Origin of the sequence: Aliiglaciecola sp. CAU 1673 (assembly GCF_029223185.1) — a bacterium.
Taxonomy (GTDB): Bacteria; Pseudomonadota; Gammaproteobacteria; order Enterobacterales; family Alteromonadaceae; genus Bowmanella.
In genome coordinates, this window is sequence record NZ_JARHUG010000001.1 from 119,286 (window position 1) to 134,032 (window position 14,747).

Annotated in this window: 13 protein-coding genes; 4 read left to right on the top strand and 9 right to left on the bottom strand. The window is 50.9% G+C overall.

Going from position 1 to position 14,747, the window contains the following annotated elements:
- Positions 1-76: 76 nt before the first annotated feature.
- The 3 genes from cydB to P2G88_RS00500 all read right to left on the bottom strand — a co-directional run bounded on the left by cydB (position 77) and on the right by P2G88_RS00500 (position 3,085).
- Complete coding sequence (gene cydB, locus P2G88_RS00490) at positions 77-1,075, bottom strand: cytochrome d ubiquinol oxidase subunit II (protein WP_275793611.1); 999 nt, start codon at positions 1,073-1,075, stop codon at positions 77-79.
- Positions 1,072-2,427, bottom strand: coding sequence for a cytochrome ubiquinol oxidase subunit I (locus P2G88_RS00495; RefSeq protein ID WP_275793612.1), 1,356 nt, complete (start codon positions 2,425-2,427; stop codon positions 1,072-1,074). Before P2G88_RS00495 ends, cydB begins: the two co-directional genes overlap by 4 nt.
- Positions 2,428-2,527: 100 nt before the next feature.
- Positions 2,528-3,085 (bottom strand): GbsR/MarR family transcriptional regulator, encoded by a 558-nt coding sequence (locus tag P2G88_RS00500; protein ID WP_275793613.1) that lies wholly within the window; start codon positions 3,083-3,085, stop codon positions 2,528-2,530.
- 453 nt (positions 3,086-3,538) lie between these two features.
- Here P2G88_RS00500 and P2G88_RS00505 point away from each other — a divergent pair, with 453 nt between their 5' ends.
- The gene (locus tag P2G88_RS00505) at positions 3,539-3,958 is read left to right on the top strand and encodes a hypothetical protein (protein ID WP_275793614.1); all 420 of its coding nucleotides are present in this window, start codon (positions 3,539-3,541) and stop codon (positions 3,956-3,958) included.
- A 91-nt stretch (positions 3,959-4,049) separates the two neighbouring features.
- On the opposite strand, the gene P2G88_RS00510 is transcribed toward P2G88_RS00505, so the two are convergent.
- Positions 4,050-4,376, bottom strand: coding sequence for a gamma-glutamylcyclotransferase family protein (locus tag P2G88_RS00510; protein WP_275793615.1), 327 nt, complete (start codon positions 4,374-4,376; stop codon positions 4,050-4,052).
- A gap of 37 nt (positions 4,377-4,413) precedes the next feature.
- Complete coding sequence (locus tag P2G88_RS00515) at positions 4,414-4,641, bottom strand: ChaB family protein (RefSeq protein WP_275793616.1); 228 nt, start codon at positions 4,639-4,641, stop codon at positions 4,414-4,416.
- 107 nt (positions 4,642-4,748) lie between these two features.
- On the opposite strand from P2G88_RS00515, the gene P2G88_RS00520 reads away from it, so the two are divergent.
- From P2G88_RS00520 to P2G88_RS00530, 3 genes are all read left to right on the top strand, one after another.
- The gene (locus tag P2G88_RS00520; RefSeq protein ID WP_275793617.1) at positions 4,749-7,196 is read left to right on the top strand and encodes a winged helix-turn-helix domain-containing protein; all 2,448 of its coding nucleotides are present in this window, start codon (positions 4,749-4,751) and stop codon (positions 7,194-7,196) included.
- A 111-nt stretch (positions 7,197-7,307) separates the two neighbouring features.
- A complete protein-coding gene (locus P2G88_RS00525; protein WP_275793620.1) occupies positions 7,308-8,210 on the top strand; it encodes an ATP-binding cassette domain-containing protein in 903 nt (300 codons plus the stop codon).
- Between the two features lie 9 nt (positions 8,211-8,219).
- Positions 8,220-11,714 carry a M1 family aminopeptidase gene (locus P2G88_RS00530; RefSeq protein WP_275793621.1) on the top strand — a complete coding sequence of 1,165 codons (3,495 nt, stop codon included), beginning with the start codon at positions 8,220-8,222 and terminating at the stop codon, positions 11,712-11,714.
- 160 nt (positions 11,715-11,874) lie between these two features.
- Here the strand turns inward: P2G88_RS00530 and P2G88_RS00535 are convergent, their stop codons facing one another.
- The 4 genes from P2G88_RS00535 to P2G88_RS00550 all read right to left on the bottom strand — a co-directional run bounded on the left by P2G88_RS00535 (position 11,875) and on the right by P2G88_RS00550 (position 14,742).
- Entirely contained in the window at positions 11,875-12,600 is a 726-nt protein-coding gene (locus P2G88_RS00535; RefSeq protein ID WP_275793623.1) for a serine protease, read from the bottom strand.
- Between the two features lie 208 nt (positions 12,601-12,808).
- Complete coding sequence (locus P2G88_RS00540) at positions 12,809-13,867, bottom strand: acyltransferase (protein WP_275793624.1); 1,059 nt, start codon at positions 13,865-13,867, stop codon at positions 12,809-12,811.
- Positions 13,868-14,129: 262 nt separating this feature from the next.
- Positions 14,130-14,453 (bottom strand): DUF1272 domain-containing protein, encoded by a 324-nt coding sequence (locus tag P2G88_RS00545; protein WP_345798864.1) that lies wholly within the window; start codon positions 14,451-14,453, stop codon positions 14,130-14,132.
- Complete coding sequence (locus P2G88_RS00550; protein WP_275793626.1) at positions 14,431-14,742, bottom strand: antibiotic biosynthesis monooxygenase; 312 nt, start codon at positions 14,740-14,742, stop codon at positions 14,431-14,433. The genes P2G88_RS00545 and P2G88_RS00550 overlap by 23 nt, the downstream gene beginning before the upstream one ends.
- Positions 14,743-14,747 lie beyond the last annotated feature (5 nt).

Below are 14,747 nucleotides of genomic sequence, written 5' to 3' on the forward strand. Positions count from 1 at the left end.
ACACCATAGATTCTGAATACGATCTCCTCTGTGGACGAAATCTACTAAATTTTCCTATCTTTTTGATTTGTAGGGGTTAGTAATATCGCAAGTCGCGTACCTTGCCCCAAAACACCCGGTAAGAAAACGCGGTGTAGGCAAGGATACAAGGCACCACCACTATCGCCCCCACCAAAATAAAGCGCAGCGACTCCGGTGCGCTGGCAGCCTGCCAGATATCCAGTTGTCCCGGCACTATATAGGGGAAGAAACTCACTGCCAGACCCTGGAAGCAGAACAGGAAGATAAACAACGCAATCATAAAGGGCACCCAACAACCGGCGTCATCGGCAAGGGGCAGGCGTTTAAGTACCAGATGGCAAAGCACAAACAAACAAAAGCACACAAAAGGAATCGGCCAGATAAACAAGGCGAAGGGCAGGCTGATCCAGCGGTCCAGTACCCCAGGGTTGATCAACGGGTTAACCAGACATACGGCCAGCACACCGGCGAAACACATCCAACTGGTTTTACGTGCCCAATAAACGGCTTTGATCTGCAATTCACCGTCGGTTTTCATCACCAGCCAGCAGGCGCCGATAAAAGCGTAGGCCGCGGTCACACCGATACCGCTTAACAGTGAAAAGAGCGTGGCCGCCAGGCTGTGCTCGAAGCCCATGATATAGCTGCCCAGCATCACCCCTTGCATAAAGGCGGTGAGGATAGAGCCGAACTTAAAGACTTTGTCCCACAACGCTTTTTTCGTGAAAGCCACTTTGGCGCGAAAATCAAACGCCACACCACGCATAATCAGGCCGAAGAGCATAAAAGTGGCGGGCAGGTAAAGTTCGCGCAGCACCAGGCTATGGGCGCTGGGAAAAGCGATCAGTAGCAGCCCGACGGCCAGCACCAACCAGGTTTCATTGGCGTCCCAGAACGGCCCGATGGAAGCGATCATCTGATCTTTACGTGACTCGTGGCCCAAGGGCAGTAGTATGCCCACTCCCAGGTCATAGCCGTCCAAAATGGCGTAGAGTAATACGGCCAGGCCCATCAGGCCGACGAAGATAATCGGCAAGGTTGCATCGCTGATCATGCCTGAACTCCCATAGGTTGTGAGAAGGGGTTTTCCCCGGGCTGATATTCTTCGATTTCCACCGCTTTTCTGGCCAGTAGAAACAGGGTGTGCAAATAGGCACCAAGCAGCACCACATACAATGTGATGTACAAACAGAAGGTTAACAGCACATTGCCTGGTGCAATGCCGGTGACGGCATCGGCGGTCCTGAGCACACCGCTAACCAGATAGGGCTGGCGGCCGACTTCGGTGACATACCAACCAGCCAGAGTGGCAATCCAGCCGGAGAATGTCATGGCCATCACGGCTTTTAGCAGCCAAGACGGCAATTGGCCCTGGCGCAGCAAGCTCCAGCTACCCAACCAGGCGGTGAGCAGCATCAACATGCCCACACCCACCATAATCCTAAAGCCATAGAACACAGGTTTAACCGGCGGATGTTCACCGATAAATTCATTCAGCCCGCGAATTTCGCCGTTGGGATCGTGGGTGAGGATAATGCTGGCCATATTCGGAATGGGTATTTCGAAGTGATTGGTGCGCGCTTTCTCATCGGGCACGGCAAACAGCAGCAGCGGTGCGCCTTTTTCAGTGTCCCAAACCCCTTCCATGGCCGCGACTTTCTGCGGTTGATGTTCAAAGGTATTCAGACCGTGCATATCCCCCACCAGCACTTGTAATGGGGCCAGCACCGCCGCCAGGACCAGCGCGGTTTTCAGGGCCAGACGCGGCGCATGTTTGGCGTCACCACGATGAATACGATAGGCCGACAGGCCGGCCATCAAAAACGACGCGGTCAGACCGGAAGCCAGCAGGGTATGAGTGAAACGGTAAGGGAAGGAGGGGTTAAAGATTACTGCCCACCAATCGGTGACATAGGCCACACCGTCAATCAGCTTGAAACCATCCGGGGTTTGCATCCAGGAATTGAGGGCCAAGATCCAAAAGGCAGAGAGACTTGTGCCGATGGCCACTAAGAGGGTCGAAAGGGTGTGTACCCAGCCCGGCACCCGTTGTTGGCCGAATAGCATAATACCGAGGAATGTGGCTTCCAGGAAAAACGCGGTCAGCACCTCATAGCCCAGCAAGGGGCCGGCGATATTGCCGACTTTTTCCATGTAGCCCGGCCAGTTGGTGCCGAATTGGAAAGACATAGTAATGCCGCTGACCACGCCAAGGGCAAAGGTCAGGGCGAAAATCTTGACCCAGAAGCGATAAGCCCGCATCCATACCGGCTGCTTGGAAATATCAAAGCGGATCTTGAAATAACACAGCAGCCAGCACAGGGCGATGCTGATGCTGGGAAACAGGATATGGAAGCTGATATTGGCGGCAAATTGCAGCCGGGATAACAGGAGTACGTCGTCCATCAGGATCTCCGCAGGATGCCGGGCAGGGCAAGGTGGGCCATTCGCCCGGGATTTTAAATCTTGTCCAGGTCTGTCGGCGGCTTTTGGCTAAGCCGACTATTTAGGCGCTGTCTTTATCTTTGCCCAGGAATTTGTCTTTCATATCCAATACCTTACCCACCCCTGAACTGAGTTTTAGTAGGGTGTTAAGGTTATCCGGGCTTAAGCGCTGCAGTTCATTGGTCCACTGCGTGACGGCTTCGAGCAGGTCGTGAATTTCCTGCAATTTATCCTGAGCATGACGCTCATGCTCATTGGCAGGGGCATCCAGCAACATATCCCGCAGCAGCGATAACGTGGGGTCAATTTCCCGCTTGCGGCGCTCTTCCATAACCTTTTTGGCCATATCCCAGATACTGCCAACGGCGCGAAAGTAATCTTTGCGATCACCCTGCTGGTGTTGGACTTGTACCAGCTGCCAGGACTGCAGCTCTTTAAGGCCCATGCTCACATTACCGCGGGAGATATTCAGGGTTTCCGCCATATCCATGGCGGTCAAAGGCTCCGGACTTACCACCAGCAGGGCATACATCTGCCCTACGGTGCGATTAAAGCCCCAACGGCTACCCATCTCACCGAAGTGCATCACAAAGGAGGTCAACATAGGGGTCAGTTTCATGTCTTTTCATAAGTTTCAGAAATTATTGAAACATTAAATCCTTTTATTGATCTGGTGCAAGGACTTTCAATAATTTTTTGTGGCTTCTCAGGACGGTTGTCATGGGCTTTTCACAGTTTGCCATGATTGCAGCTGCTTGATGACCATGGGAAAGTCATGCTGATTAATAATGGTGAGGTGAGGATCTTAAGGTCTGCACTTTGGGTAGGGAGACACAGTATTTACCGGTCATACCGAGGCGCTAGTGCACATGATTGAGCGCGGACAATTTTTCCCTGAGGAACTTGAAAAAATCCAAGCATCAGTGAATGCAAAGCGTTTATCCTGCCTTGTGTCTACAGGCTTGGTTAGCTGTACCCTTCTCCCAGATGATGTATTCTAGCTGGGTCAGAAAGAAACCATTGGCTACCACTTGCCAAGCAGAGTAGCGGGCCAGGGAGGGGAAATTTAAAAATGTCTGAACAGAACATCACTGACGATCATAAGCGCCTTCCCCATTACCAGAACCTCATTTTTCATCATGTAGGCATTCCCGTCAAATGTGGCCTGCCGGCAGAGAGCTATAACGCCCAGCAACAGATGAAAGCCGTCGGTTATTTCGACTCCCCCTATGCAGTCGAATGGATGGAGTTTGATGAGGACTGCGAGTTGCCCGACATCATCCAGACTCAACCCCATATTGCTTTTGTGGTTGATGACCTGGCGGCCGCTATCCGTGGACGAGAATTGGTGCTGGCTCCCAGTAGTCCCGCCGAGGGTGTAACAGTCGCCTTTGTGTTGGAGGGGCGAGACTTAGTGGAGTTTTTGCAATTCGATAAACCTGAACAGGAAGTCTGGCCTCATTCCCAAAAGTTTATGCTGAAATGTCTTTGAATCATCTTCGATGGCTCAAGAATAGGAAGTCGCCAATGCAATGGAACAAATTGGGACCGGAATTGATGATTATCGACTACCCCAAGATGAGCTAATCGCGGATTACATAAACAAAAGCGCTGACGGTATTTCCCGTCAGAAGCTGCACACTGGTTTCTACTCGTTGGTAGCTACTGCCTTCAAACTTATCCAGTGCTGGCCAGTATTGAATGAGACGTTCTGAACTGAAAAGCTCACCTTTTACCGTTTGTCCGTTGGGGTTAAGGATCAGGCCAGGAAAGACGATATCCCTGCCAAAACGCAATTCCACTAATTGGCCCTGAACTTTGGCCGGTTGCCAGCTACCTCGCAAGTGGCTCAGCACATGTTCATTGGCCTGGCCCTGACGCAGACTACCGTACACAAAAAGTCTATGCATAACGGTACTATTCCTCTATTTGAGGGGGCGATAAGTGTTACTTTTTTACCCACTTACCGTTTTCGCGCTGGCGGTAGTGGTCTTTTATTTCCCGCCAGGCGGCCATATGGGACAGTTCTTCCCTTGTGTAGTCCTTATCTCTTTTTTCCTCATCTTCATATTTGTCCCAGGCCAGGTTGAAAGCCACACGATAGAGTTCCTGTCCCTCAGGTGGTAAGTCGTCCTGAATGTAGTCTGGTAAATGGGCACAATCTACATATGACATATGAACCTCCAAAGAGCTTCTTCGTTATTAGACTGCACTAATAGTGAGCCATAAATAGTTATAGCAGGCTCTTGGCCAGGCTCAACTGGCTTAGGAGATGAAGCTGCATGGCTTTCTACGGAGCATGTCGTTATCCTCAAAACCACCTTCCCCATGCCGTGTTTTCTTTTATTGATTTGACTGGCCGCTCTTCGAATATGCTTTGGGCTGGATTAGAATCACCTAAAGACCTATTCAGCGCCTTCAATTTGATCATTTTTCGTTTCAGACAGTTTGCGTTTTCTCCCGACGATGGCATATTGAAGGGACCTGAGGGGCAAGTCAGGTTGCGCCCGAAAACCGCTGAATTGCTGACAATTCTATTGCAAAGTCAGGGGCAAATTGTCACCAAGCAGCTGCTCTTTGAACAACTTTGGCCCCATACCCATGTTACCGAGCATACCTTGTCACAGAGCATTAGAGATCTGCGGGTGGTGCTTGGCGACAATCCCAAAGCCCCTCTGTTTATTCAAACCTTGCCCAAGCGAGGGTTTCGGTGGTTGGTCGAGGTCGACGCCAGTGACATCGAAAGAAACAGCCCAGTACAGACGCTAACCGCTTCGCGCCACCCTGTCAGTCTTTGGTTTAGAGCAGCACTGCTTTGCCTGCTGTTATTCGGTCTATGGGCTGTCATTGTTTTTCGCCCAGCGCAAGACAAGCCAGTTAGTCAGGCCGATCAACTTAGATTGGCCATATTGCCGACCATCAATGCCACCGGAGACCAGCAGCTGGATTGGGTGCGCTTAGGATTCAGTCGTTGGTTGGCACAGGAGGTGGCTCGCTCTGAATCGGTCCAGGTAATGGATTCATACCATCTGCCAAACAAAGCGCTGCGAAATACAGACTTGCATCCCATCTCCACAAGCAATGTTGGCGATATGCTGCAGGTGCTTGAGGCTGATGCGCTAGTGCAAATGCGATTGGAAGGGGCTGAACAAGGATATCGCCTATATTACTTTTGGTCTGCAAACCGGCACGATCAGCTCTCCGGGGAGGGGGTCATTCACTTTCCAGAACTGCCTGCAGATTTGGCCAAGTTCGCTGTGCATATCCTGCGAAACGTCCTGCAAGACCCCAGCATATTGCTTACTTCAGCCCCCCCTAAAGACGCTGAAGCAACACAGGATTTGGCCAAAGGTGTCTTCGCTTACAACAGTGAAAGCCTGAACCTGGCCAAAGGCTATTTTGAGGCGGCGTTGATCCGTCAACCACAGTTTTCTCAGGCAACTCTTATGATAGCCAAGACCTTATTCAGAATGGGGCAGTGGCACGATAGTCTGACGTATCTTAATTCGTTGTCGGCGCTACCCGCTGATGATGAGGACTATTTATCCGGGCAGATCCTGCGGGCCCGTATGGAAATTCGCCAAGGAAAATTTCAGGCTGCAGAGCATCGCCTTGGCAGCGTGAAGGCGGCAGCAGAGCTGTCCGGTAATAATATGCTGCTTTCTGAATGCCTGTGGGCGTTGGGAGAACTGCGCGGTAGACAAGGGCGTTGGCAAGAGGAGCAGCGTCTTTTGCAACAAGTGAAGACTCTTAATGCTGAAGGGCAGAACGCCGGGTTGCTCTACCAAGGGTTGCTTAACTACGCCAAGCTGGACAGTCCCGGCATTTCCGGCCCTGACATTATCAGTGATCTGCAAAGCGCCATGGTCTATTTCCGCCGCTGGCAGCAGAAAGCCGGGGAAGTCGCTACCCTGCACGCCTTGGGCAGTAAAGGCGAATTGCCGATAAAGGAGCGAATTGATTATCACCACGCCGCGCTTGGCGGTTATCGGCAGATGGGTGACTTGCTGGGCGAAGCTGACACCTTAAGGTCACTTGCCTGGCTGTATTTGCAGATGTTTGAACCGCAACAGGCACAACAGCATGCTTCGGCCGCACTGGCGCTTCATAACCAAATGGGCGCCATGTCAGATGTTGCGCAGGATCGTTTTTACCTTGGCTTTGCCTATCTGGATACCGGCTCCAGACGTGGAGACGTTTACGATGGGGCAATGCTGTCATTGGCCCAGCAGCAGTTGCAGCTTGCTGTGGACGCATTTATGCAAGGCGGCATGCCTGAGCGCATCCCCCTAAGTTATCTCCTGCTTTCCACCATTGCCGCTGAGCAAGAGGACTATGAGCGCGCATCAGAATGGTTAGTGCAGATGCAACTGCAAGCTCTGGAGGATCAGCAGTCAACCGCTGCTTGGTTAAGTGCCGTTGGCAAGGCATTTATCTTCTTACGCCAGAGTCAGTGGCAACAGTGTATTACGCAACTGGCAAAGGCCGAGACATTGATGCCTGATTCTCCATTGGTGTTGCATTATCTGACCCGCTGCCAACTGCAAGAGGGTAACTTTGATGGCGCATTGCAGAGCATCGAAAAACTAAAGCGCATATTGAATGATAAATGGCAGGATGATCTTCAATCCCGGCTAATGCAGATCCGCTTGGCTCATCAAAACCAAACCATTCCCCCCTTGTCACAAGAACCTAGCCCCTACCTTCTGATGATTCGATACATTTTCTAAATCATTGAAAATAAAGAATTTGATTTTTCTTTGAAGTTTATTTCAACGGCAATTCAAGATTTATTCAGGCACTTCATTACCTTGGCACTCTGATTCAATAGGGAGATAGCCATGCTTCAGCTTCATGAAGTCAGTAAGACCTACAGCGGTGGTGTTTTGGCCCTAAATCACGTCAGTTTACAGATTGAGCAAGGATTGTTCGGCTTGCTCGGCCCCAATGGGGCCGGCAAATCATCGCTTATGCGCACCCTTGCCACGTTGCAGCAACCTGACAGTGGTAGTATTTCCATGCGGGTAGGATCTGGCGAAACCTTGCAATGGCAGGGCAACGACCAACAAGTGCGGCATTTACTGGGCTATTTACCCCAGCAATTTGGTGTGTATCGGGGCATTTCCGCCCTGCGGCTGTTGGATCATCTGGCACTGCTTAAAGGAATTGTGGACAGTAAAATCCGCAAAATGGAAGTGGAAGCGCTGCTGGATATGGTCAACCTGTGGGAGCGGCGGCATGACCAGGTTGCCGAGTTCTCCGGGGGAATGAAGCAGCGTTTTGGTATTGCCCAGGCATTGTTGGCACAGCCGGAATTGATTGTGGTAGACGAACCTACCGCCGGTTTGGATCCACTGGAGCGAAACCGGTTTCATAACCTGCTCGCGGAGTTGGGACAGCAGGCCATTGTTATCCTGTCTACCCACATCGTGGAAGATGTGGCCGACCTTTGTGATCAGATTGCCATCCTCGCCAACGGCAAAGTCATGGCCCAAGGCGATATCGATACCCTGACTGACCCCAACGCGACCACCATCTGGCAACTGATCCTAAGCCGTGAAGAGGTTGCACTTTTTGAAGAGCACCCCCGCCTGATCTCCAAGCAGCTCAAACGAGGACAGTTTGAACTGCGATTTTACGGCCAGCATTCACCTGCCCCTCAGGCCAAGCAAGTGCCTCCTGCTCTGGAGGACATCTATTTTACCGTCTTGGCCCAACACCAGCTGTTGCAGCCCTCTTCATAAGGAATAATGATGCTCACTTCTCTTATTCGCTTTGAACTGCATTGGCAATTAAGACAGGCTTCGCTGTGGGCGGGATTCGTCGTTCTCGGGGGCTTGGTCTTTCTTGCCAGTGTGGGCAATATCGATTTTGGCGCCGGCGATCAGGTCAATATCAATTCACCCTATGCCATTGCCGTCAATGTGCTGATGTTTGCCGCTCTTGCCGGCTTTTTCATCCCCATGCTCGCCGCCAATGCGGCGCTGAAAGACCATAGCGTGAGAATGGATGAACTGGTGTTTACCAAGGCGGTGTCACGTCGCCAGCTCTTTACCGCGCGTTATCTGGGGGCGCTGCTGGCGGCAAACATCATGTTTTGTGGCGTATTGCTGGGTCTGCTGCTTGCCGAGTTCGGGCCTTTTGCTGAGCCAGGCAGGCTGGGTGACTTTCACCCTGAGTATTATGTTAAGGCATGGTTGTTCCTCGCCCTGCCATCCCTGTTATTCGCTACCAGCTTGTATTTCTTGGTGGCAAGGCTGACAAGCAGTCTTTCCGCCACCTATTTTGTGGTGCTGCTGGTGACGGCTATGTTTCCTATCTGGCAATCGGTGTACAGCGCCGACACTAAGGATCTGGTAGCGCCGTTGGATACCATAGGTATTTTCGCCTTTCTGGATATGACCAGATATTGGAGCCTCGAACAGCGCAACCTTGAGTTGTTTGAAATGACAGGCCCCTTGGCTTTAAACCGGGGGCTTTGGCTACTGGTCGGCGCGGTACTGATGGCCAGCTCCTTCATTTGTTTCAAGCCCAGAATGCCAAACATCCAGCGGCCCAAAAAGTCTGTGCGTTTTCAGCGTTTTGATGGCGCCAGGCCGCCATTACAGCAGCTAAAACGACCGATCATGGGCTGGCTGTTTCATTTTTACTGCTTTGAACTGCGCAGCAGCGCGAGCAGCTTGGTTTATATTGGTCTGATAGTGGTTTTTTGTCTCAATCTGTTGCTGGGCACCAATGCCCATCTGCTTGGCGTGGATGGAGTGGCCCACCGGCCGACAACGCAATTCATGCTGGCCAGAATCAACGAATCTTTCGTTTTCTCTGCCTATCTGATCATTATCTATTTTGGTGCCGCTTTGGTCCATCGCAGCAAAGACAGCGGCTTCGACGCATTATTGGATGTTCAGCCACTAGTCAATGCTGTCAGGCTATTGGGGCATTATGCCGTTTTGGTAAGTATGCTTTTGATAGCCTTACTGGTGTCCATTGTAGTTGCACTTTGTGTGCAACTGCTGCACGGCGAGGGCCCTGTTGATCTGCTGGCATTTGGCTATGGGGTGTTGGTAAACCGGGGAGTCAATCTCTACCTGCTAGCAGGATTATCAGTTCTGGTGGCGACATTGCTGCCCAATAAATATCTGGCCATGGTGATAACCACAGGCCTTATTTTATTACAACAGTATGCCGGTGAGCTGGGGGTGGAGCATCATTTGCTGGACTTTTCTATTCCAACTGCCGTTTATACCGGGCTCAATGGATTTCATCCCTACCTGCAGGCACAAGGATGGTTTGCCGTTTTTTGGTTCTTAGCATTGGCGGTGCTGTTCAGGGTTTTTCTGCCCTTTTATCCCAGAGGCAATGAGCCGCAATGGCGCTTTGCCAAGCGAAAATTCTTTGCTGGGGTCAACCCGGTTTCGATAAGTTGCTTTGTGCTGATGCTGGCCACGGGGACCTACATCTATTTCAATACCAATATATTAAATCAGTACTCGCATACTGATGCTTTGTTAGCCAACAGGGCCCAGGCAGAGAGACTCTTTGCAAGCAGTCAGCATAGCGTTGGCTTGCAAGTAACCGATGCCGATATTGCCATTGACTTGTACCCGTCAAGCCAAGAAGCAAAAGCGCGCGGCGTTCTGCACATTAGCAACGTATCAGCTGAATCCGTTAACTCTCTTTTGGTAAGGGTTAACCCAGCACTGAAGCTGCAGGCGTTAACCATTGATGGCAAAGTACCGTCCAGCGCAACGCCAACGCTTGGCTACTATTTGTTTGAGTTTGATAATGCCATTGACGCCAATCATCAGGTGGCATTGCATTTCACCACCCAGTGGTTGCGGGACGGCTTTAAAAACCATGGGGAGTCAACGAGGTTAGTGAACAACGGCACATTTTTAACCCCGTTTGACCTGCTACCCAGTCTTGGCTTTTTTAACGCAGAGCGCATCCATGACAAGCATCTTCGTCAGCGCCATGGTCTTGGGCCACTTCCGCCGCTGCCAGATTTGGATGATAAAGCTGCACAGGCCAGCACCTACCTGGGTAATCTGGGAAGGCTGAATTATCATGCCGTTATTTCTACTGAGCCCAATCAGCGTGTAGTCAGTTCAGGTGAGCTCATCAACACATGGGAAGCCAATGGCAGAGCCCATTTTGAATTTCTTTCATCGCATCCTATCGGCATGATGTTCCCGGTGTTGTCCGGTGACTATCAGAAAGCCAGCCGCATTTGGCAGGGCGTTGAGCTGGCAGTGTATTTTCACGAGGATCATGGCACCAATGTGGATGCAATGCTGAACGCCATGACAGCTTCAATGCAATATTACACGGAACAGTGGGGAAGCTATCCCCATGCTTCACTTTCTGTGGTGGAAGTGCCCGGCTATCAGGCCAATGCCATGTCCCTGCCGGGTGTGATCACCATGGCCGAGAATCATGGCTTTGATGAAGCAATACCCAGCAAGCAGAAGAGCAGCAGAATGTTCTTTACTCTGGCACATGAGATAGCGCATCAGTGGTGGGCAAATCAGGTGATAGCAGCCAACACCCAGGGGGCCAGACTGCTCACCGAAACCCTTGCCCAATATGGGGCAATGAGAGTGGTACAGCGGACTTTTGGTGAAGATGCGGTGGTTGACCTCAGAGGTTATGAGCTCGACCAGTATTTTTCATCCCGGGGTCATGTGGAGTCTGAGCACCCCCTGTTCCGGTCTCAGCAGGATCATGTTGCTTACCATAAGGGCGCGATAGTACTGGAACGCATAGTCAGTTTGCTGGGGGAAGAAAAACTGAACATGGCGCTGGCTGAATTTTTTGTGCAACACCGGCATAAAATCAGCGATTACCCTACTTCCAAGGCGTTGCTGGCACAGATTTATAGCATTACTCCACCACAACATAAGCAAGAGATTCATGCATTGCTTGAGCAACGACAATGGTTTGATTTTTCAATAGATTCGGCAGAGATGGTTGAATCCAAAGCCGGGTTTACCCTGCATATTGACCTTGTTAATCAAGGCTGGATGAGCAATGCCTCCGAACAGCACATCAAGCTTAACCAAGAAGCCTTAACCAACTTGAGTGTGCGCGATGAGCAGGGTACTGAAATCTATGTCCAGGCGCTGAAGCTAGCGCCCGGAGAGTCAACAATTGAGGTGACTGTGTCGCAGAAACCGGCATATCTGCTGATAGATCCGGGCATTTTGTGGCTGGACATCAACAGACAAAATAATCAATGGCGCTTGTGAATCAAGTGCCATATTTTAAGGTTTTTCCCTCCCCAAAGGGCTGGCGGGGGTAACCCCAATGCGGGGGATATTGGTCAGCCACGGGGAAATGATTGTCCCTGTGGCCGACCACACTGCCAAGCCAAAGACCAACAATGTGATCTGCAGCTTAAGGCGTCGCCTAGCCCCGTGCAGACAGGATATTTAGCAAGTAATCCAGTCTTGCCGGGGCAAAGTCCATGCCCTCACCGTCTTCTGCAGGCAGGACATTGGAAACGATGCCCACGACTTTGCCTTGTTTATCTAACACCGGCGATCCACTTAGTCCCCTGAGTTTGCTCATATCCACACCGTCAAAGTGAATGCGTAGATTATGCTCAGAATAGCCTTTAAAAGTGCCGGTGTAGCGGTCATTCTGGCAATCTTCGGCAGAAAGATAGGTACAGCCGATGGCCGTCAGTTCTTCGCCAATTTCCACCGGTGTCTCACGCAGCGTCAATGGTCGCAAGGCTTCGGCCGGTCCGTTAATGGAAAACAGCAAATAGTCTTTTTCCAGCGTCTTCATATCCAGCACTTCATTGGCATCGGCATTAAGCAATTGCCCAAATTTCACGCTTTTTGTTGGCATGGATCTGGGTGATAGCACCCAACTCTCAATATGGGGGGCAATATCGGTACTTTTCGGTGCCGGCAACTTTACTTCAAACAGGCTGTGTTTGACGGTAACGCCGTAGAGCATGTCCTTGTAACTTAGCAAAAACCCATTGCCCACAAATTCTTGCACCTGGCCCGATGTTGTATGGGTCAGGGTATTAATGCCCGATACAAATTCAGTGGTCTGGTCGGCCCATACTGATCCTATGTTCAGTAGCGCGGACAGCAGAGAAAGATGTACAAGGTTTTTCATCGTTAATTTCCTTAAAAAGTGCCGACCCACCACCTTACTAACAGCAGGCCGGCGAAAAGTTGCAGAGATGTCTGCATAGCGTTAGTGGTGATGGTTGGGAGCATCAGCAAAAAGGGTGGTCGGGTTGTTAAACTCGGTGCAAATTTACAGTTGGTACACTGCATTGGGACATGTAGAGGTTGTCTTAGGTGTCGCCTGGGGAATGGTGCTAAACGCCGATAAGCTTGCGCGAATGCCGCCCAAGGAGTTTTTGCAGAATTTTGGCCAGCAGTATACTGCCCAATATGCCCGCTAGCAGGTTCGCGCTACCCAATACTAAGGTCCAGGCGCCTTCCCGGTGACTACTGTACCAGTCTGCTGAAGCCATAATCACAAAGCCGATAAAGGTCACATGCAAAAAGTAGATGGCGAAGGAGTAGGTGCCAAGGGTCATCAGCCATTGTGGCAAGCGTGCTTCAACGCGGCAAAACAGCGCCAGGACCAGCAGGGCGGCCAATGCCTTTTGCCCATAGAACAGCGTCTGATACACAGAAAACAGGCCGCCAGTTGGGTACTCCCATTGGTACAGCAGAAATAAGGTAACGGATATCGCCAAGCAAATAAGCAGCATCGACAGCCAATATCTTGTTACATAGCGCTGCACCTTTAGGTAGTGCAGACCAATGCCCATTCCCAAGGCATAAGCACCGGCAAAAAAGACAAAGGTCTGTAACTGGATAAAATCCGGGAAAGGGCTTCTGGAAATGACCAGTGGCGACAAGCTAAACAACCAAAACGCCCAACGGACGCGTTTGTGCAGCCATACCAGCAAAGGGGTTAGGGCAAACAGCACCATCAGTACCGGAATATACCAAAGGTGGATGGAAGCCTGACCCAGCAGTAAATTGCTGCCAAGGACAGGCAGAAAGGCAATGTCCTTTCCTTGCCCTTGCGCATATTCCAGCGCATAGGGCCAATAAATGCCGGTCAATATCAGGGATATCACCAAGTAGGGAAGCAGGACATTCACTACCTTGCTGATGAAAAAACTATGCCAAGGCTTGCCCGATAGTATTTGACTGAACAGCAACCCGGAGATCAGGGTAAAAAACAAGGTGGCGTCGTGGAACAGGGTTTCGGTCAGGTGAAACAAGGTGGTAATGCCGCCAGGCTTAAGACCACCGGTCCAGAAAATCATAAAAGACCAGGCATGGGCGCCGATGATGCACAATATGGCAAAGCCGCGAAAGGCATGCAGATGAGGGATAAAGCCAGTTGCTGGCGCCACGGTTGCAATCCTTGGGAAATAAAACGCTATATCATCAGCCTTGGCAGACAGAGGCAAGGCGCTGCAAACGTATGCACCTAAACTTTTCCTGTTTAAATCCCTGTTGATGCGTCGCTCATCCACCTGTTAGGTATAGGAATAAAGGCCTGAGTTATGCGGGTCTTATCCATATTCTTGCCGGACTAGGATTTGTCAAACTGGCCGGCTACTTTTGTTGCTTGTGAGGTATATGCCAGCAAAGCAAATCTGAATGATAATAGGCCTATCGCTCTGCGGGCGGGGTGGTCTTTAGCTTGCTGACCAAAGACTGTACCTTGGCGCTGTTACAATCCAGGATTCTGCGCTTCGTTGACGGTCCCTGGAATGTCAGGCTAATACCTGGCCTGTGGGCGAACTTGGGCCTAATGGGCCTGGGCACAAAGCCGCCGCCGCAGTTGGGGCAGACATTGTACAGTAGCTTGTCCACACAGTCAGTGCAGAAAGTACATTCGTAACTACATATTCTTGCATCTTCTGCCTCGGGTGGCAGATCCTTGTCACAGCATTCGCAATTAGGCCGCAATTCAAGCATGGCAAGCTCCAGCATTTGGAAATGAATATTCTCTTTTAACTTTTACCACCTGTACCTGGTAGCTTTTATACCAACGGGCTTGTCCCTGTTGCTGAGCCTGGCGATGCTGTACATCCTGTTTCCAGGCCAAAATTGACGCTTCATCGGGCCAGTAGGAAATGGCAATCTCCTGATCGCCTTCGGTGACGGCAATAAATTCCAGGCAACCATATTGGCTGATGGCTAACTCCCGCATTTTAGCTGCCGTATCGCTGTATTCCTGATCTTGATCGCCTACTTCTGCCCGGAAGATCACTGCATACATAGCTG

Coding starts and splice junctions, on each gene's coding strand:
- cydB (WP_275793611.1), bottom strand. CDS start 1,075: ATGATCAGCGATGCAACCTTGCCGATTATCTTCGTCGGCCTGATGGGC.
- P2G88_RS00495 (WP_275793612.1), bottom strand. CDS start 2,427: ATGGACGACGTACTCCTGTTATCCCGGCTGCAATTTGCCGCCAATATC.
- P2G88_RS00500 (WP_275793613.1), bottom strand. CDS start 3,085: ATGAAACTGACCCCTATGTTGACCTCCTTTGTGATGCACTTCGGTGAG.
- P2G88_RS00505 (WP_275793614.1), top strand. CDS start 3,539: ATGTCTGAACAGAACATCACTGACGATCATAAGCGCCTTCCCCATTAC.
- P2G88_RS00510 (WP_275793615.1), bottom strand. CDS start 4,376: ATGCATAGACTTTTTGTGTACGGTAGTCTGCGTCAGGGCCAGGCCAAT.
- P2G88_RS00515 (WP_275793616.1), bottom strand. CDS start 4,641: ATGTCATATGTAGATTGTGCCCATTTACCAGACTACATTCAGGACGAC.
- P2G88_RS00520 (WP_275793617.1), top strand. CDS start 4,749: ATGGCTTTCTACGGAGCATGTCGTTATCCTCAAAACCACCTTCCCCAT.
- P2G88_RS00525 (WP_275793620.1), top strand. CDS start 7,308: ATGCTTCAGCTTCATGAAGTCAGTAAGACCTACAGCGGTGGTGTTTTG.
- P2G88_RS00530 (WP_275793621.1), top strand. CDS start 8,220: ATGCTCACTTCTCTTATTCGCTTTGAACTGCATTGGCAATTAAGACAG.
- P2G88_RS00535 (WP_275793623.1), bottom strand. CDS start 12,600: ATGAAAAACCTTGTACATCTTTCTCTGCTGTCCGCGCTACTGAACATA.
- P2G88_RS00545 (WP_345798864.1), bottom strand. CDS start 14,453: ATGCTGGAGCTTGCCATGCTTGAATTGCGGCCTAATTGCGAATGCTGT.
- P2G88_RS00550 (WP_275793626.1), bottom strand. CDS start 14,742: ATGTATGCAGTGATCTTCCGGGCAGAAGTAGGCGATCAAGATCAGGAA.